Annotated in this window: 15 protein-coding genes; 9 read left to right on the forward strand and 6 right to left on the reverse strand. The window is 74.7% G+C overall.

Features of this window, described 5'->3' with window-relative positions; all coding sequences use genetic code 11:
- The first annotated feature begins 1 nt into the window (after position 1).
- The 6 genes from CLV63_RS26195 to CLV63_RS26220 all read left to right on the forward strand — a co-directional run bounded on the left by CLV63_RS26195 (position 2) and on the right by CLV63_RS26220 (position 6,767).
- Positions 2-970 carry a glycine betaine ABC transporter substrate-binding protein gene (locus tag CLV63_RS26195; RefSeq protein ID WP_106585888.1) on the forward strand — a complete coding sequence of 323 codons (969 nt, stop codon included), beginning with the start codon at positions 2-4 and terminating at the stop codon, positions 968-970.
- A 250-nt stretch (positions 971-1,220) separates the two neighbouring features.
- Positions 1,221-1,730: a formaldehyde-activating enzyme gene (gene fae / locus CLV63_RS26200; protein ID WP_106585889.1), complete on the forward strand. Its 510-nt coding sequence runs from the start codon at positions 1,221-1,223 to the stop codon at positions 1,728-1,730.
- Between the two features lie 36 nt (positions 1,731-1,766).
- Entirely contained in the window at positions 1,767-2,873 is a 1,107-nt protein-coding gene (locus CLV63_RS26205) for a mandelate racemase/muconate lactonizing enzyme family protein (protein ID WP_106585890.1), read from the forward strand.
- Between the two features lie 62 nt (positions 2,874-2,935).
- Positions 2,936-4,459, forward strand: coding sequence for an aldehyde dehydrogenase family protein (locus CLV63_RS26210; RefSeq protein ID WP_106585891.1), 1,524 nt, complete (start codon positions 2,936-2,938; stop codon positions 4,457-4,459).
- 5 nt (positions 4,460-4,464) lie between these two features.
- On the forward strand, positions 4,465-5,508 hold the full coding sequence (locus CLV63_RS26215; RefSeq protein WP_106585892.1) for an NAD(P)-dependent oxidoreductase: 1,044 nt from the start codon (positions 4,465-4,467) through the stop codon (positions 5,506-5,508).
- A 41-nt stretch (positions 5,509-5,549) separates the two neighbouring features.
- Positions 5,550-6,767 (forward strand): iron-containing alcohol dehydrogenase family protein, encoded by a 1,218-nt coding sequence (locus tag CLV63_RS26220; protein WP_106585957.1) that lies wholly within the window; start codon positions 5,550-5,552, stop codon positions 6,765-6,767.
- A 49-nt stretch (positions 6,768-6,816) separates the two neighbouring features.
- Here CLV63_RS26220 and CLV63_RS26225 read toward each other — a convergent pair whose 3' ends face one another.
- Both CLV63_RS26225 and CLV63_RS26230 read right to left on the reverse strand, forming a co-directional pair.
- Positions 6,817-7,137: an ArsR/SmtB family transcription factor gene (locus CLV63_RS26225; RefSeq protein WP_106585893.1), complete on the reverse strand. Its 321-nt coding sequence runs from the start codon at positions 7,135-7,137 to the stop codon at positions 6,817-6,819.
- A gap of 79 nt (positions 7,138-7,216) precedes the next feature.
- Positions 7,217-7,828: a LysE family translocator gene (locus tag CLV63_RS26230; protein ID WP_106585894.1), complete on the reverse strand. Its 612-nt coding sequence runs from the start codon at positions 7,826-7,828 to the stop codon at positions 7,217-7,219.
- An 83-nt stretch (positions 7,829-7,911) separates the two neighbouring features.
- Between CLV63_RS26230 and pdxR the strand changes: the two genes are divergently transcribed.
- Both pdxR and CLV63_RS26240 read left to right on the forward strand, forming a co-directional pair.
- On the forward strand, positions 7,912-9,390 hold the full coding sequence (gene pdxR, locus CLV63_RS26235; RefSeq protein ID WP_106585895.1) for a MocR-like pyridoxine biosynthesis transcription factor PdxR: 1,479 nt from the start codon (positions 7,912-7,914) through the stop codon (positions 9,388-9,390).
- A gap of 154 nt (positions 9,391-9,544) precedes the next feature.
- A complete protein-coding gene (locus CLV63_RS26240; protein WP_106585896.1) occupies positions 9,545-10,579 on the forward strand; it encodes an aminoglycoside phosphotransferase in 1,035 nt (344 codons plus the stop codon).
- A gap of 42 nt (positions 10,580-10,621) precedes the next feature.
- Here CLV63_RS26240 and CLV63_RS26245 read toward each other — a convergent pair whose 3' ends face one another.
- The 3 genes from CLV63_RS26245 to CLV63_RS26255 form a co-directional block, all read right to left on the reverse strand.
- Positions 10,622-11,044, reverse strand: coding sequence for an RDD family protein (locus CLV63_RS26245; RefSeq protein WP_211301482.1), 423 nt, complete (start codon positions 11,042-11,044; stop codon positions 10,622-10,624).
- Positions 11,045-11,302: 258 nt separating this feature from the next.
- Complete coding sequence (locus tag CLV63_RS26250) at positions 11,303-11,863, reverse strand: dihydrofolate reductase family protein (protein ID WP_106585898.1); 561 nt, start codon at positions 11,861-11,863, stop codon at positions 11,303-11,305.
- 71 nt (positions 11,864-11,934) lie between these two features.
- A complete protein-coding gene (locus tag CLV63_RS26255) occupies positions 11,935-12,522 on the reverse strand; it encodes an NADPH-dependent FMN reductase (protein WP_106585899.1) in 588 nt (195 codons plus the stop codon).
- Between the two features lie 164 nt (positions 12,523-12,686).
- On the opposite strand from CLV63_RS26255, the gene CLV63_RS26260 reads away from it, so the two are divergent.
- Positions 12,687-16,010, forward strand: coding sequence for a BTAD domain-containing putative transcriptional regulator (locus CLV63_RS26260; protein WP_106585900.1), 3,324 nt, complete (start codon positions 12,687-12,689; stop codon positions 16,008-16,010).
- 12 nt (positions 16,011-16,022) lie between these two features.
- Here the strand turns inward: CLV63_RS26260 and CLV63_RS26265 are convergent, their stop codons facing one another.
- Complete coding sequence (locus tag CLV63_RS26265; protein WP_106585901.1) at positions 16,023-17,261, reverse strand: phospholipase D-like domain-containing protein; 1,239 nt, start codon at positions 17,259-17,261, stop codon at positions 16,023-16,025.
- Positions 17,262-17,285 lie beyond the last annotated feature (24 nt).

Genomic DNA, 17,285 nt, shown 5'->3' on the forward strand with positions numbered 1-17,285 from the left:
CATGGCCATGCGAGACGCGCAGACCCGACGCCCGGCCGGGATCCGGCTCGCCGCCGCGGCGGTCGCCCTGGCGTTCGCGGCGGGCGGGTGCGGCAGCGGCGGGGAGTTCGTCGAACCCGAGGGGCCGCTCGCCGGGCTGGAGCTCCAGGTCGCGGCGAAGGACTTCTCCGAGCAGCGCATCCTGGCCCGGATCGCGGCGTACGCGCTCCAGACCCTCGGGGCCGAGGCCGTGCCCGTCGACATGGTCGGCTCCAGCAACACCCGGGCCGCGCTGGAGGCCGGCGAGGTCGACATGTACTGGGAGTACACCGGGACGGCCTGGATCAGCTACCTGGGCGAGACCAAGCCGCTGCCGGACCCCGAGGAACAGTTCACGGCCGTCGCGGAACGCGACCTCGCCGACAACGGCATCCACTGGACCGCGCCCCCGGCGTGGTTCAGCAACACCTACGCCATGGCCGTGCGCACCGACCTCGCGCGGAAGTGGGACCTGAAGACCCTCTCGGACCTGGCCGGGTTCGCGCGCGAGCACCCCGACAAGGCCACCTTCTGCATCGAGACGGAGTTCTCCACCCGCGACGACGGCTGGCCGGGGCTCCTCGACGCCTACTCCATGGAGGTCGACAAGGAGCGGGTGCACATGGTCGACACCGGCATCATCTTCACCGAGCTGGCGAAGGCGTCGACCTGCGCGTTCGGCGACGTCTTCGCGACCGACGGCCGGATCAAGGCGCTCGGGCTGACGACGCTGGAGGACGACCGCGCCTTCTTCCCCAACTACAACCCCACCCCGACGTACAGCAGCGAACTCGCAGCGGAACACCCGGAGATCGACGAGCTGCTGGGGCGGATCAACAAGGAGCTCACCGAGAAGGAGATCCTCGCCCTCGCGGAGCGCGCCGACTACTACGGCGACGACCCCGAGGAGATCGCCGAGGACTGGCTCCGCGAGAAGGGATTCCTGGACTAGGGGGCAGCGAGCAGGGGGCCGTCCAGGCCCGGTGCGGCGCCGCACCGGGCCTGGACGGCCCGTTTTTCACACCTTGTTTCCGCTGGTCAGGCGGCATTTCGCAATTCGGTGCACGAGTTGTTGCCATTGGCACAACTCGTGTTGTCAGTGCTGGCGCGGCGAACTACGTTGCGGATGACGGGACGCCGCGCCGATACGGGCGCGGCCCCCGCGGCTCCCGCACCCACCGACCACCGCGAAGGGGATCCCCATGTCCGCGACAGTCCAGATCGGTGAATCCTTCATCAGCGAGGGGCCCGAGGCGGCCCACGTCAACACCGTCCTCGGCGACCGCAGCGGGCCCGCCGGCGCCGCCTGGGCGGGGGCGCTGGCGGCGCCGAGCGCGGGCCACGTGCCGTTCGTCGCGGTGCTGCGCCCCTCCCTGCCGGTGAAACCGCTGACCCTGTTCGTGACCAAGGCCGCCGCCGTCAGCACCGCGCACGGGGAGCTGACCTGGGGTGCCGCCCAGGCCGGGATCGCCGGAGGGGTCGCCGACGCGGTCGCCGACGGCGTCATCACCCGGGAACAGGCCGACACCTGGGTGCTCGTCGCCGCGGTGTGGGTGAACCCCGAGGCCGCCGACGCCGACGCGGTCTACGCCAACAACCGGCGCGCGGTCGCCGAGGCGCTGCGCAACGGCGCCGCGGGCCTGCCCGGCGTCGACGCCGTCCTCGCCGAACGGCACGCCGTCCGCAACCCGTTCTACACACCCGCCGGCTGAACGCACACCGCACCGATCAGAACAGGACGCCCACAGGTGAAGATCACCGAGATCCGACTGGACCGCCTGCGCCTCCCCCTCGACCCCCCGTTCCCCGCCGCGTGGGACCCCGAACCGCGCCGCCGCTTCGACGCGACGGTCGTGCGGGTGTCCACCGACGAGGGCATCACCGGGATCGGCTCCGGCGACACGATGGACGGGTTCGCGGCCTTCGAGCACCTGTTCCTCGGCAAGGATCCGCGGCGCATCGCCGAACACGTGCGCAGCATCGAGACCATCGACTTCCACGCGGGCCGCTACTGGCCGCTGGAGGTCGCACTGTGGGACATCATCGGCAAGGCCGCCGGCCTGCCCGTCGCGCACTTCTTCGGCAACAGCGCCGACCGGCTGCCCGCCTACGCGTCGTCCGGGATGCTGCTGCCCCCGCAGGAGCGCGCGCAGAGCGCCCTCGCGGCGAAGGAGCGCGGCTTCCGCGCCATGAAGATCCGCATCAGCCGCGACCGGATCGAGGAGGGCGTGGCCTCGGTGCGGGCCGCGCGCGACGCCGTCGGCGACGACTTCGACCTGATGGTCGACCTCAACCAGACCTGGCGGATGGCCGGGGACACCGCGCCCGCGCTCGCCCTGCCCAAGGTCCGGCGGCTCGCCGAGCGGCTGCGCGACCTCGGCGTCCTCTGGTTGGAGGAGCCGCTGCCGCAGTACGACACCGCCGGGTTCGCGCACCTGCGCGCCGAGACCGGCATCGGGGTCGCCGGGGGCGAGATGGTCCGCGGCTTCAACGAGCTGCTGCGCCTGCTCGACACCGACTCCCTCGACGTCTACCAGCCCGACGTGGTCCTCGCCGTCGGGATGCACCGCGCCCGGACCCTCGCCGAGGTCGCCGCGGCACGGCACCGGCAGTTCACCCCGCACACCTGGAGCAACGGGATCGGGCTGCTCGCCAACCTGCACGTCGCGGCGGGTGTCGGCGCGGGCCCGTACCTGGAGTTCCCCTACGATCCCCCGTTCTGGGGCCCGGAGCGCCGCGACTTCATGCTCGAGCGCCCCATCGACATCGACGCCGCCGGGGACCTCGCCGTCCCCGACGAACCCGGGCTCGGCGCCGTCCTCGACGACGACGCGCTGCGCCGCTACCGGCTGTGAAGGCCCGGCCCGGCGCCGCCCCCGGGCCGCCCGCACCGCACGACCCACTGCGAGGTGCCAGCATGACCGACCCCCGCCCGGCCACCACACTCGACCACTGGCGGCACCGTGCCGCACTGCTCACCGACAGCGGCCCGGACAGCGGCCTGATGATCGGCGGCGCGCCGCGCGCGGCCCGCTCGGGCGCGGCGTTCCCCTCGGTGTCGCCGCGCGACGGCGCCGAGATCGCCCGCGTCGCAGCGGCGCAGCCGGAGGACGTCGAGGACGCGGTGCGCGCCGCCCGCGCCGCGTTCGACTCCGGCATCTGGTCGCGCGCCGACCCGCGCCACCGCCAGGAGGTCCTGCACCGGCTGGCCGACCTGGTCGAGGCGCACCTCGACGAGCTCGCCCTCCTCGAAAGCCTCGACACCGGCAAGCCCATCGCCGACACGGTCGCGGTGGACGTGCCCTCGCTGGCCCGGACGCTGCGCTGGTACGCCGAGGCCGTCGACAAGGTGTCGGGCGAGGTCGCACCCGGACCCGACTCGGCGCTGGTCACCGTCACCCGGGAGCCGCTCGGCGTCGTCGGCGCGGTGGTGCCGTGGAACTACCCGCTCATCATCAGCGGGTGGAAGATCGCACCGGCCCTCGCCGTCGGGAACTCGGTGCTGCTCAAGCCGGCCGAGCAGTCCTCCCTCTCCGCGATCCGCCTCGCGGGCCTCGCCGCCGAGGCGGGGATCCCGCCCGGGGTCCTCGCGGTGCTGCCCGGCCCCGGCGAGGTCACCGGGCGGGCGCTGGGCCTGCACGGCGACGTCGACAAGATCGCGTTCACCGGTTCGGTCCCCGTCGGCCGGATGTTCCAGTGCTACGCGGGGCAGAGCAACGGCAAGCAGGTCGCGCTGGAGCTGGGCGGGAAGTCCCCGCAGCTCGTCCTCTCCGACGCCGCCGACCTCGACGCCGTCGCCGAGAGCGTCGCGTGGGGGATCTTCTACAACGCCGGGCAGACCTGCCACGCGGGGTCGCGGCTGGTCGTCCACGAGAGCCTGCACGACGCCCTGGTGGAGCGGGTCGCCGCGGTGGCGGCCGCCATGGCGGTGGGCGACCCGCTCGACCCCGCCACCCGGATCGGGCCGATCGTGGACGAGCGGCAGTACGGCGCCGTGCTGGCGCACCTCGACCACGCCGCGGACACGGGGGTCGCGGCCGCGCTCGGCGGTGCCGGTGCCGCCGCGGCGGCGCCGGGCCTGTGCGTGCCGCCCACCATCCTCACCCGCGTGGACCCGGCGTCCCATCTCGGGCAGGAGGAGGTCTTCGGGCCCGTTCTCACCACCCACACCTTCACCACAGCGGAGGAGGGGGTCCGGATCGCCAACGGCACGCGGTTCGGGCTCGCCGCCGCCGTCTGGACCCGCGACCTGGCCACCGCCCACCGGGTCGCGCGGCGGCTGCGCGCGGGGACCGTGTGGGTGAACACCTACGACGCCGCCGACCTCATCACCCCGTTCGGCGGGGTGAAGGAGTCGGGAGCGGGGCGCGACCGGTCACTGGGCGCCCTGGAGTCCTACACCGCAGCGAAGACCACCTGGATCGACCTCGGCAAGGAGTGAGCGGCATGCGCATCGGTTTCATCGGGCTGGGCAGTATGGGCGCCGGAATGGCGCGCAACATCGCGCGCGCCGGATTCGCGCTCACGGTCAACGACCTGCGCCGGGAATCGGCCGAGGCGCTGCTGGCGGAGGGCGCGGCGTGGGCCGCGACGCCCGCTGAGGTCGCCGCGGCCAGCGACGTCGTCATCACCTCCCTGCCCGCGCCCCGGCACGTCGAACAGGTGGCGCTCGGCGCGGACGGGCTCGTCGCCGGGCTCGCACCGGGCTGCTACTGGGTGGACATGTCCACCTCGGTGCCGTCGGTGGCGGACAAGGTGCGGGACGCGGTCGCCGGGCGCGGCGCGCACATCGTCGACGCACCCGTGTCGGGGATGAGCGCCGGCGCCCGCGACGCCACCTTGCAGATCTTCGTCGGCGCCACAGCGGAGCAGTTCGCTGCGCTGCTCCCCGTCCTGCGCAGCATGGGCGACCCGGACCGGATCCTGCACGTCGGCCCCGCGGGGGCCGGCTACGCCGTCAAACTCATGATCAACCTGCTGTGGTTCTCCCAGCTCGTCGCGACGGCGGAGGTCCTCGCCATCGGCGCGCGCGCCGGTGTCGACCTCGGCGTGCTGCGCTCCTCGCTGCTCGCCTCCCCGGCGAACTCCACGTTCCTGGAACGCGACGTGATGTCGGTGCTGGAGCACGGCGACTACGACGAGGGGTTCGCCATCGCGCTGGCGTGCAAGGACCTCGGCCTCGCCGTCGACCTCGCCCGCGACCTCAACGTCCCCGCCGAGCTGTCGGCCCTCGTGGAGCAGATCTATCGGCGGGCCCGCGCCGCGTACGGCGACGCCGCGGGTGAGATGAGCCCGGTGCGCCTGTACGAGGACATCATCGGCGGCGCGCTGCGCACGGCCGCCACCGTTGTCGAGGAGATCCTCCCCGACCAGCGCGGCGGCGACGGGCTCGCCTACGAGCAGACCCCGCAGCTCGCCGCCCAGGTGGTCGCCCAGGTCGTGGCCGAGCAGACCGCCGAGACCGAGCGGCACGAGGACCGCGCGCAGTGAGCGCGCCCGACCGCCGTCCGACATCCGGAACCGAGGTGACCATGACCGAGCCCGAAACGCGCCCGGGCGACGGCGCCGCGGAGTGCACGCCGCACCCGCTGAGCCGCACCGAGCTGCGCCTGTCCCCCGCCCCCGAAACGGTCTTCTGGTCCGGCGCCGTGGCCGAGACCGGGGCGCTCGCCCGCGCCGCCGCCGACGGCGCGACGGCCGTCCTCGTGACCGACGCCGCGCTGGCCCGCACCCCGGTGATCGCCGCTGTGCGCGACGCCGTCGAGGCCGCCGGGACGGCGACCGTCCTGTTCGACGGCGTCGTCGCGAACCCGACGACCGAAGCGGTCGACGCGGGCGTGCGGGCCGTCGCCGACAGCGGCGCCGGGGCGATCGTCGCCGTCGGCGGCGGCTCCTCCATGGACGCGGCGAAGGCCATCGCCCTCGGCGCCGCCGCGGGCGTGCCGGCGGCCCGGCTCGGCGAGCCCGGGTTCGCGTCGGCGCGCGGCCTGCCCATCGTCGCGGTCCCCACAACAGCCGGAACGGGGTCGGAGGTCAACGGCTTCGGCGTGGTGACCGACAGCGCGTCCCGCCGCAAGGTGTACATCGGCAACGCCTCGACGGTGGCGCGCGCCGCCGTCCTCGACCCGGACCTGACCCTCGGCCTGCCCGCGTCGCCGACCGCCGCCACCGGGATGGACGCGCTGACCCACGCGATCGAGTCGTTCTGCTCGGTGCGCGCCAACCCTTACAGCGACGGGATCGCGCTGGAGGCCGTCCGCACCGTCGGCACCCACCTGGAACGGGCGGTCGCCGACGGCGCCGACCTGGAGGCGCGCTCCGCGATGCTGCTGGCGGCCCACGTCGCCGGGATCGGCTTCGCGTCCACCGGGCTGGGCCTGGTCCACGGCATCGCCCATCCGCTGGGCGCCCGCTACGGCATCGCGCACGGGCTCGCGCTGTCGGTGGTCCTCGGCGATGTGCTGCGCTTCAACCTGCGTGCCCGCACGGCGCGGACCGCGCGGATCGCGTTCGCGCTCGGTGTCGGCCGGACCGACCGCGGCGACGACCGCAACGCCGGTGCCGCGATCGAGCGGGTCGAGGAGCTGGCCGCCCGGGTCGGCATGGCGGCCCGGCTGCGCGACCTCGGCGTCCCCGAGGACGGCATCGACGCGCTCGCCGCCGACACACTGGCGGACCCGGTGACGGCCAACACCCCGGTCGCCCCGTCCCACAGCGACGTCACCGGCCTCCTGGAGCGCGCCTGGTGACCGGCCCGACCGCCGCCCGGGGCGGGCCCGCCCCGGGCGCCGGTCCCGCTCAGTCGCAAGGGCGCCGGGACAGGGCGGCCTGTTCGGCGCGGGCGGCGAGGTCGCCGAGGCTGCGCGCGAGCACGGAGAGCGCTTCGGGGCGCAGCCTGTAGTAGGTGTAGCGGCCGTGCGGCTCGGTGGCGACGAACCCCGCCTCGCGCAGGACCCGCAGGTGGTGGCTGACCGTGGGTTGGCGCGCGCCGGTCTCCTCGATGAGGTGGCAGGTGCAGAGCTGCTCCTCGGCGAGCAGCCGGACGATGCGGGCGCGCAGGGGGTCGCCGAGCAGTTTGACCACGGCGGTCTCGACCGGTGGATCCTCCGGCATCAGCATAGGTTGATGCCATCACGCGGCGGCGGCCGCGTCAAACCCCCGGTCCGGTCCCAAGGGGCGGCGTCCGGCGGTCGACCTGTCACGGCTCGGCGACCGCGAGCCGCGCGGCGAGGAGGACGAACGCGCCGGCGAAGGTCCGGCGCAGCCAGGTCAGCACGCGGGGCCGGGCGATGACGCGGCTGCGCACAGCGGCGGCGAACCGCCCGTACCCGAGGAAGACGACCAGCGTGAGCAGCATGAACACGGCGCTCAGCTCGATCATGCGCGGCAGCGCGGCGGGATCGCCGGGGCGCACGAACTGCGGCAGGAACGCGAAGAAGAAGATCGTGAGCTTCGGGTTGAGCATGTTGACGAGCACGCCGGAACCGATCAGGCGCCCCGCTGAGCGCGGTGCGGCGTCGGCCGCCACGGTGAGCGCCCCGTTGTCCCTGAGCGTGCTCCACGCCATGAACAGCAGGTATGCCACCCCGGCGTAGGTGAGGAGCTGGAACGCGAGCGCGCTCGTGTGCAGCAGTGCGGCGAGGCCCGTGATCGCCGCCAGCATGTGCGGGACGATGCCGAGCGTGCACCCGACCGCCGCGACGGCGCTCGCGCGGGCGCCGAGGGACAGCCCGGCCGACATCGTGTAGAGCACGCCGGTGCCCGGCGTCACGACGACGATGAGCGATGTCACCAGGAACTCGATACCCACGGGACTCCCTTTACGGCGGATCGGGACGGGCGGCGGCACGCCCGCGCCGCCCGCCCCGATCACACTGCCGCTACCGTGGACCGATGAACAGGTCCAAAAAGGACCCCTTTGACAGGTCCATACCGCACGGGGCGGACTTCCTCCAGCTCGACACCCGCGACGCGCCGCCGGGCGGGCTGGCGGACTGGCTGTCCCGGCGGCTCCGGACCGCGATCTCCGACGGCCGCCTGCCGGTCGGGAGCAGGCTGCCCGCCACCCGGGTGCTGGCAGCGGAGCTGCGGGTCTCCCGCGGCGTCGTCACCGAGGCGTACCGGCGGCTCGTCGAGGACGGGCACGCGGCCGGGCGGGGGCGGGGCGGGACGGTCGTCGTCGCGGCACCGGCGACGGCACCGCAGCGGGCCGCCGCCGCACCGGTGTCCGGCGGCCCCTTCGCCGCCGTGCCCGGCGCGGACGCCTTCGACGCGCTGCGCGCGGCACCGGCCCGCGTCGACCTGACACCGGGCGTGCCCGACCTCGCCGCGTTCCCGCGGGCGGCGTGGCTGCGCGCCGAACGCGGCGTCCTCGCGGAGCTGTCGGCGGCCGACTTCGGGTACGGCGACCCCCGCGGCGCGCTGCCGCTGCGCCGCGCCGTGGCCGACTGGCTGGCACGGTTCCGCGGGATCCGGGCGGACCCCGGCGAGGTGCTCGTCGTCGCCGGGGTCGCCCAGGCGCTCGGCCTGCTCGCCGAGGTGCTGCGCGCCGACGGGGTCGACCGGGTCGCGGTCGAGGACCCGGGTTCGCTCGGCGCGCGCCAGCACCTGCACGCGCGGGGGCTGGCCACCCCGCCGGTCCCGGTCGACGCCGACGGGGTGGACGTCGACGCGCTGCGCGCCGAGGGCGCGCCCGCCGTCCTGCTCACCCCCGCCCACCAGTTCCCGACCGGGGTGGTGCTCGGCGGCGAGCGGCGCCGCGCCCTGATGCGGTGGGCCGCGGACGGCGGGCTGGTCATCGAGGACGACTACGACGCCGAACACCGCTACGACCGCCCGCCGGTGCCCGCCCTGCGGTCGATGCTCCCGGAGCGGGTCTGCTACACCGGCAGCGTCTCCAAGCTGCTCGCCCCCGCGATGCGGGTGGGATGGGTGCTCGCGCCGCCGATGTACCGCGACGCGCTCGTCGCCGCCAAGCGGTTCGCCGACCTCGGCAACGCGGTCCTCCCGCAACTGGTCCTGGCCCGGCTGCTGGAGTCGGGGGCGATGGAACGCCACCTGCGCTTCGTGCGCAGGCACCACCGCAGGCGCAGGGACGCCATGATCGACGCGATCCGCGCCCATCTGCCGGGCGCCGCCGTCCACGGCGCCGCCGCGGGGCTGCACCTGACCATCACCTTCGACGCCGACCGGTTCGCCGACACCGACCTCGCCGCGGCGGCACTCGCCCGCGGGGTGAAGGTGCAGCCGCTGTCGTGGCACTGCCGGCGCCCGCACCCGCCCGGGCTGGTCCTCGGCTACGGCGCGAGCACCCCGTCCGACATCGGCAGCGGGCTGGCCGCCGTCGCCGCGGCCCGCCGAAGCCTGCGCTGACCCGCACCCGCCCGCGGCACCGCCGAACCGCCGGGCGCCGCGCAGCCGCGGCGGCCCCGTCGCGTGGCAGCATCGGACGGCGGCGGCCGCGCGGCGCCGGGCGTTCGTCCGGCGGAGGGCCGCCGCCCGCCGCGCACACGGAAGGGGACCGCACATGAGCCGCGACGTCCCGTTCGGCCGCGCCCTGCGCGAACGGCTCGGCGCACCGCAGCGGGCCCGCCCGCTGGACAGCAGCCCGAGGTCGCACGTGTGGCAGGTCGAGCTGGCGGGGGTCCCCGCCATCGTCAAGCAGGTCGTCGGCGGGGCCGACGCCGGGGAGCGGTTCGCCCGCGAGGCCGCGGCCCTGCGCCTCGCCGGGCGCGGTCCGGCACCCGTGGTCCCGGCGCTGCTCGGCACGGACCCGGACGAGAACGTGCTCGTCCTGGAACGGCTGGACCACCGGCACCCGGGCGACGACTGGATCGTCGGCTACGCCGCCGCGCTCGCCCGGTTGCACGCCGCGACCGGGCCCGGCGACGCGGGCGCCCTCCCCCGCTGGGTCGGACCCACGCGTGCGGACGCCGACGCGTTCCTGGCCCTCGCAACGGAACTGGGCGTCGCGGTGCCCGTCGGCGCGTCCGACGAACTGCACGGCCTCGTCACCCGGCTCGGCCGCGCGCGGGGGCACGCGCTGCTGCACGGCGACCCGTGCCCGGGCAACGACCTGCACACCGCCGACGGCGTCCGGTTCATCGACCTCGAAGGGGCGTCCCTCGGCCACGGCCTGATGGAACTCGCCTACCTGCACATCGGCTTCCCCACGTGCTGGTGCGTCACCGCGGCCCCGGCCCCTCTGCTGGAGAGGGCCGCGGCGGCGTACCGCTCGACCTGGCACGCCGCGACCGGCACCCCGCTCGGCGGCGACCTCGCCGACGCCTGCGCGGGCTGGCTGATCCGCGGCGACGCCCTGGTCCAGCGGGCCCGGCGCGGGCCGGTCGACCACCTCGCGCGGATCCCGCACGAGGACTGGACCTGGGGCACCGTGAGTGCCAGGGAGCGGCTGGCCCACCGCCTCGGCGTCGTCGCGGAACTGGCAGCGGACCGCCCCGCGCTGAGCGGACTGGGCCGCCTCTGCACGGACATGCGCGCCGCCATGCACCTGCACTGGCCTGCACTCGCGCCGCCCCCAAAGCACCGCCCGGAACCCTGACACCCGCTCGCGGCGGCACCCGTCGTCGCCGCCTCGCCCTGGTCAGGGGTGCTGCGCGGGGAGCCTGATCACGCAGGTGCCGCCCGCGCTGTCCCACAGTGCGCGCATGCGCCCGGTGCCCATCGAGACGAGGGCGACGAGGAGCATCACCGGGAACACGGCCATGCACAGCGCGAAGACCAGAAAGCGCACCACGGCCGCACCCGGGCCCGGGGTACTGCCCGTCCGCACGCTGATCACTAGCGTCCCCGCGATCCACTTGCCAAGGGTGCGCCCCGCGAGCCAGGTGGGCACGACGTGGTAGGCGGCCACTAGGAGCGCACTGATGACGACCACCAGCGCGGCCTCGACAGGGCCGAATCCTCCTCCGGTACGGGCCAGCGCGACCGCGCCGAACATGACCGCGTAGTTGACCGCGAGGGCCGCCACCGCGTCGACGAGAAAGCCGAGCAGGCGCCGTCCCATGGAGGCGAACCGGGTCTCGGGGGCGGCCGGACCAAGATGCGGGGGGCGCTCCCGGTCGGACGGCGGTGGGGGATTGCGCACGGGAACACGCCCTGACGTGAGGAGGTGGGAGAGGCCGGAGGGCGGAATACTACGGCCGGTCCGCATCCGGGTCCATACCCGCCATGCGCCGCCGGGGCGCACGGGACCCGGGCGGCACCTGACATGGGTGCGGCCGGCCGCGGGGTGTCCGCGGTCGGCCGGTCCGGCGGGGTCCGCTCAGGCGGGCTTCTTCGGGGTGTAGGTGTGGATGACGATCCCGGTGTCGAGGGTGCGGGTCCCGGCGAGCTCCAGCGCGGTCTTGGGGCCCTCGCGGGTGATCATGCCCTCCGTGGTCGCGCTGCCGAAGAGCACCGGGTGCACCCAGATCCGCAACTCGTCCAGGACACCGGCGTCGAGCAGGGAGTAGGCGAGGCGGCCGACCCCGTAGATGAGGATGTCCTCGCCGGGCAGCTCCTTGAGCTTTGCGACCTCCTCGGCGACGTTCTCGCTGATGATCGTCGCGTTGTTCCACTCGGCCTTCTCCAGGGTCGTGGAGACGACGTAGGTGGTGATGCTGTTCATCCGCTCGCCGAAGCCCGCCTCGTCGTCCCTCATCGAGGGCCACGTCTCGGCGAAGCCCACGTAGGTCTCCCTGCCGAGCAGCAGCGCGTCGCTGGCGAACAGCTGGTCGTAGTTGGCCTGCTGCACCTGCTCGCTCATGGAGTCGAAGGCCCACTGCTCGGGGTGGTCGATGACGCCGTCGAGGGACATCAGGGTGGTGGCGATGACTCGTCTCATGGTGTTTCTCCGGTTTCCGGTGTGCTGTGTCGGTGGTGGAGCGGCGGCCGGGACCGGGGCGCCGCTCCGGGTCATGCCGTGTACGGGTGTTTCAGGCGGGCGTCCCGCAGTGCGCGGGCCCACCAGCACAATTGGTCGAGCATGGCCATGACGGTGGTGTTCGCCTCGGCGCTCGGCTTGGGCCAACTGCCGTCGGCGGCGAACTGCTCCCAGTAGCGGGGCAGGCTGACCGCCATCGGGACCGCCACGGCGTGCAGTTCGGCGAAGACCTGCCGGAGTTGGGCCGCGGCGAGGACACCCCCGGACTCCCTGCCGTAGGTGATGAAGCCGACCGGTTTCGCGTGCCACTCGGTGTAGAACCAGTCGATGGCGGTCTTGAGCGGCGCCGGAAAGCTCTGGTTGTACTCGGGTGTCACCACGACGAACGCGTCGGCCGCGGCGAGCCGCGGGGCGAGCGCCCGCACCTGCGCCGGGAGGTCGTCGTCGGGGTCGCCCAGTGTCGCGGGCAGCCCGGCGTCCACGAGGTCGACGAGGTCCACGCGCACCCCGCCGTGCCAGCGGGCACGCGCCGCGAACCACTCGGCCGCCGTGGGGCCGAACCGGCCGGTGCGGGTGCTGCCGATGATGACCGCCACGCCCAGCGGCTCGTCCTCCGCCATGGCCCTGCACCCCCTCTCCGTCCGCCGGTTCCGATGGGTATGAATCTGCCCGACCGGGTTTTCGGTTTCTTTACGGCCGGTTGCCGACCCGCCCTTCCGATGCTGTCACCTGCGACGATGCCGGACAACGAAGGTCCAACGCCGCCCCGGCTATCGTTGCGCCCATGCGATTCTGCGTACTCGGTCCGCTGGCCGTGTGGACGGACGCCGGCGCGCCGGTCCCCGTCCCCGGCCGGAAGGTCCGTGCGCTCCTGGCCGATCTGCTGCTGCACGAGGGGCGACCGGTCCCCGCCGACCGGCTCATCGACGACCTGTGGGGCGGGTCGCCGCCCGGCAGCGCCGCCGCGACCCTGTCGGCGAAGGTCTCCCAACTGCGCCGCGCGCTGGAGCAGGCCGAACCCGGCGGGCGCGCGCTCGTGCGCACCGGCCCGGCCGGCTACCGCCTGGAGACCCCCGCCGAGGCGCGCGACACCCACCGCTTCGAGATCCTGATCGCCGAGGCCCGTGCGTGCGCCGACCCCCGCGCGCTCGCCGACACACTGGCAGCGGCGCTGGCGCTGTGGCGCGGCCCGGCGTTCGCCGACTTCGCCGACGAACCGTTCACGCTGGCGGCGGCGGCCCGGCTGGCGGAGCTCCGGCTGACCGCGCAGGAGGACCACGCCGAGGCGCTGCTCGCCCTCGGTGAGCACGCCGCGCTGGTCGCGGCGCTCGGCGACCTCGTCGCCGCGCATCCGCTGCGCGAGCGCCTGCGCGCGGCGCACATGCGCGCCCTCTACCGCTCCGGACGGCAGAGCGAGGCGCTGGCGAGCTACGCGGACCTGCGCCGGCGGCACGCCGACGAACTGGGGCTGGACCCCGGCGCCGAACTCGCGGCACTGCACGGCGCGATCCTGCGCCAGGACCCGGAGCTCCAACCGCCCGCGCGGCCGCCCGTCGTGCGGGTCCGGCAGCACACCACGAACCTGCCGACCGCGCTCGGCGAACTCGTGGGCCGGGACGACGCGGTCGCCGGTGTCCGCGCGGCGCTCGCCGACGACCGCCTGGTCACGCTGACCGGGCCGGGCGGCGTGGGCAAGACCCGGCTCGCCGTTGCGACCGCCGCGCAGGCCGACGACGCCTTCCCCGACGGCGTGCGGCTCATCGAACTCGCCGCACTCGACCACCCCGGCTCGTCCGCCGAACCGGGCGGCGCGCTGATCGACCTGGTCACCGCGGTGCTCGACATCCACGACTCCGTCGACCCCGGCGACCCGCGATCCCCTCTGCAACGGCTCACCGGGTCGCTGCGCTCCCGGCGGCTGCTGCTGGTGCTGGACAATTGCGAGCACATCGTGGAGCAGGCCGCCGAACTCGCCGACCGGCTGCTGCGGGCCGCCCCCGGGGTGCGGATCCTGGCGACCAGCCGCGAACCGCTCGGTGTCGGCGGCGAGGTCGTCTGGGCGGTCCCGCCGCTGGAGGTGCCCGCGCTGCCCGCTGCGGCCGACCCCGCCGTGCTGGAGCGCTCCAGCGCGGTCCGGCTGTTCGTGGCCCGGGCGCGGGCGGCGGCGCGGGGATTCGCGCTCGACGCCGCGACGGGCCCCGCCGTCGCCATGCTGTGCCGCCGGCTCGACGGCATCCCGCTCGCTCTGGAGCTCGCCGCGACCCGCGTCCCCGCTCTGGGCGTGCACGGGCTGGTCGACCGGTTGGACGACCGGTTCCGGCTGCTCGCCACCGGGCACCGGGGCCGGCCGCCGCGCCAGCAGACCCTGATGGCGATGATCGATTGGAGCTGGGAGCTGCTGAGCGGCCCCGAGCGCGCGGTCCTGCGCCGCCTCTCGGCGCACTCCGACGGGTGCACCGCCGAGGCGGCCGAGGCGGTCTGCGCCGGCGGCGACGTCCCGGCCGCCGACGTGCTCGACCTCCTCGCCCGGCTGGTCGACCGCTCCCTCGTCGTCGCCGTCCACGACGAGGAGGGGTCGCGGTACCGGCTGCTCGAATCGGTGGCGGCCTACTGCGCCGAGCGCATGGCCGACGCCGGCGAGACGGCCGAGGTCCGCCTGCGCCACCACCGCTACTACGCCGACCTCGCCGAGCGGGCAGAACCCCACCTGCGGGGGCACGACCAGCGCCGGTGGCTGCGGCTGCTCACCGCCGAGGCGGCGAACCTGCGGGGCGCGCTCGACGGCGCCGTCGCCGACGGCCATGCGGCGGTCGCACTCCGGCTCGCGGCGTCGCTGGCGTGGTACTGGTTCCTGCGCGGCCGGCTGGGCGAGGCCCGCCGCTTCCTCGACACCGCGCTGGCCGCCGACGGCGGCGACCCCGCCGGGCCCGCGGCGCCGCGGGCGCGGGCGGCGTCCTGGGCGGCGGGAATGGCCTTCCTGAACGGCGATACCGCCCGGTGGGCCGAGCGGAGCGACACGGCGCTGCGGCTGTTCGACGGCGTCGACGACCCGGCCGGGCGGGCACGGGCCGAGTGCTTCCTCGCCTTCGCGGGCAGCGACGCCGGCGACCTCGAAGCGGGCGATGCGCTGCTCGACCGCTCGACGGCGGGGTTCGACGCGATCGCCGACGCGTGGGGGACGGCCGCCGTCCTCCTCGTCCGCGCCAAGCACGCCCACGTCCGCGGCGAACTCGCGGTGCTCGAACGCTACGCCGCCCGCAGCGCGGAGCTGTTCCGCGGGCTCGGCGACCGCTGGGGGCAGCTCCAGGCCACGGCGTGGCTGTCGGCGCTCGCCGAGATGACCGGCGACTACGAACGGGCCGACCGCCTGCAACGCGACGGCCTGCGCGACGCCGAGGCGCTGGGCCTGTGGCCGGAGATCTCCTCGGGCCTGTGCTGGCTGAGCTGGATCGCCCTGCAAACCGCCGACTACGAGCAGGCGCGCGAACTCAGCACCCAGGCCAGGAGCATGGCGGTCGACCAGGGGTCGACGACCACACTGGTGCTCGCCGACCTCGTGCGCGCATTCACCGCACGCAAGGAGGGCCGGTTCGACGACGCCGAGAAGTACCTGCACGAACTGCGCGACAACGCGCCGAAGGACGACACCGGCGCCGGCCACGCCCTGTACCTGCCGATGGTCCTGGTCGAACTCGGCTTCCTCGCCGAGCAGCGGGGCGACCCCGCCGGGGCGGCGCGGCTGCACTTGGAGGCCCGCGCGATCGGGCGCGAGCTGACCTCCCCCGGCGACGTCGCGGGGGCCGTCGCGGGCCTGGCGGGCGCGTGCGCGCTGACCGGGCGCGCCGAGGACGCCGCGGTCCTCCTCGGCGCCGCCGCCGCTGCGCGCGACGAAGCGGGGCGGCCGGTCTCGCCCACCGAGCGCGTCGACATCCACCGCGTCACCGCCGCCGCGCGGGAGGCACTGGGCGAGGCCGCCTACACCGCCGCTTACGCCCGCGGCAGCGCGCTCACCCGCGCCGAGGCCGACACCGCTGTCGACCGGGTCGCCGCCCTCCTCGGCGGCGCCCCGCAGCGCCACCGCCGCGGCGCCCCGGACGCCGGTCCGTGACCCGCGCGGGGCTCAGAGCAGGGGGCGGAGCGGGGCGAGGACGAGCTCGCTGAACTTGGCGACGAGGGGGCGGCCGTGCCACTCCTCCTCCGACAGCGGGCGCGCGTTGGTGCTGTCGTTGGCGAACACCTCCTCCAGGTGCCGCGCGACGCCGTCGTCGAAGATCTCCATGTTGATCTCGTAGTTGCCAGTGAGGCTCAACCGGTCGACGTTCGCGGTGCCGACGGTGCTCCACTTGCCGTCGATCGTCGCGGTCTTGGCGTGCACCATGGCGTCCTGGAACAGCCACAGGCGCACGCCCCCGCGCAGCAGCGCAGAGTAGAGGCCGCGCGCCAGCCAGTCGGCCACGACGTGGTTGGAGGTCTCCGGGACGAGGACGCGGACGTCGACACCCCGCTGCGCCGCCCCGATCAGGGCGGCGAGGATCTCGCGGTCGGGGATGAAGTAGGCCGCCGTGATGTAGATGTGGTCGTCCGCGCGGTCGATCGCTTCGAGGTACATCGCGCGGATGGGGTAGATCAGCTGCACGGGGACATTGCGGTGCGCCCGGATCCGGGAGTCCCAGTGCTTGGTGCCCGAGTCGGAAAAGCGCGGCTGGTGGGCGCCGCGGTTCATGTTCCAGAAGTCGCAGAACGCGTTCTCCAGCTCCCACACCGACGCCCCCGTCAGGCGCAGGTGGGTGTCGCGCCATTCGGTGGCGTACACGGAGCCGATGTTGTAGCCGCCGACGAACCCGACCTCGCCGTCGACAGTGAGGATCTTGCGGTGGTCGCGCCCCGACTTGCGGACGTTCAGCAGCAGGATCCCCGGCCGGAAGGTCGGGTAGCGCATGACGTTGACCGACGGGGGGAACCGGAAGAACGCCGGGGGGACGACGAGGTTGGCGAATCCGTCGTAGATGACGTAGACCTCGACGCCGCGTTCGGCGGCGTCGATCAGCGCGCGCTTGAACGCGCGGCCCGTCGCGTCGTTCTTGACGATGTAGGACTCGAACAGGATCCGGTGCCGTGCGCCGCGGATCGCGTCGAGCATGTCGTTGTAGACGTCCTGGCCGTAGCTGTAGACCGTGACCGCGCTCTCGCCGATGGGCAGTTCCCTGGGCGCGGTCCTGGGGAAGTCGGCGCGGCGCGGCCGGACCCGCTTGCGCCAGGTGTCGATGCCGACGAGGACCGCGACCACGGCGAACTGGGCGGCGAGCGCGCCGAGCAGGATGCGCCTGATCGCGGTCGCGATGGTGGACCGTCGCGGCATTGCGTCGTCTCCAGTCCTGCTCTT

Source organism: Murinocardiopsis flavida, from assembly GCF_003014485.1.
Classification (GTDB): Bacteria; Actinomycetota; Actinomycetes; order Streptosporangiales; family Streptosporangiaceae; genus Murinocardiopsis; species Murinocardiopsis flavida.

Bases quoted from the DNA above. Each gene is read 5' to 3' on its own strand.
- CLV63_RS26195 (WP_106585888.1), top strand. From the start codon at position 2: ATGGCCATGCGAGACGCGCAGACCCGACGCCCGGCCGGGATCCGGCTC.
- fae (WP_106585889.1), top strand. From the start codon at position 1,221: ATGTCCGCGACAGTCCAGATCGGTGAATCCTTCATCAGCGAGGGGCCC.
- CLV63_RS26210 (WP_106585891.1), top strand. From the start codon at position 2,936: ATGACCGACCCCCGCCCGGCCACCACACTCGACCACTGGCGGCACCGT.
- CLV63_RS26215 (WP_106585892.1), top strand. From the start codon at position 4,465: ATGCGCATCGGTTTCATCGGGCTGGGCAGTATGGGCGCCGGAATGGCG.
- CLV63_RS26220 (WP_106585957.1), top strand. From the start codon at position 5,550: ATGACCGAGCCCGAAACGCGCCCGGGCGACGGCGCCGCGGAGTGCACG.
- CLV63_RS26225 (WP_106585893.1), bottom strand. From the start codon at position 7,137: ATGCTGATGCCGGAGGATCCACCGGTCGAGACCGCCGTGGTCAAACTG.
- pdxR (WP_106585895.1), top strand. From the start codon at position 7,912: ATGAACAGGTCCAAAAAGGACCCCTTTGACAGGTCCATACCGCACGGG.
- CLV63_RS26240 (WP_106585896.1), top strand. From the start codon at position 9,545: ATGAGCCGCGACGTCCCGTTCGGCCGCGCCCTGCGCGAACGGCTCGGC.
- CLV63_RS26245 (WP_211301482.1), bottom strand. From the start codon at position 11,044: ATGGGACGGCGCCTGCTCGGCTTTCTCGTCGACGCGGTGGCGGCCCTC.
- CLV63_RS26250 (WP_106585898.1), bottom strand. From the start codon at position 11,863: ATGAGACGAGTCATCGCCACCACCCTGATGTCCCTCGACGGCGTCATC.
- CLV63_RS26255 (WP_106585899.1), bottom strand. From the start codon at position 12,522: ATGGCGGAGGACGAGCCGCTGGGCGTGGCGGTCATCATCGGCAGCACC.
- CLV63_RS26260 (WP_106585900.1), top strand. From the start codon at position 12,687: ATGCGATTCTGCGTACTCGGTCCGCTGGCCGTGTGGACGGACGCCGGC.
- CLV63_RS26265 (WP_106585901.1), bottom strand. From the start codon at position 17,261: ATGCCGCGACGGTCCACCATCGCGACCGCGATCAGGCGCATCCTGCTC.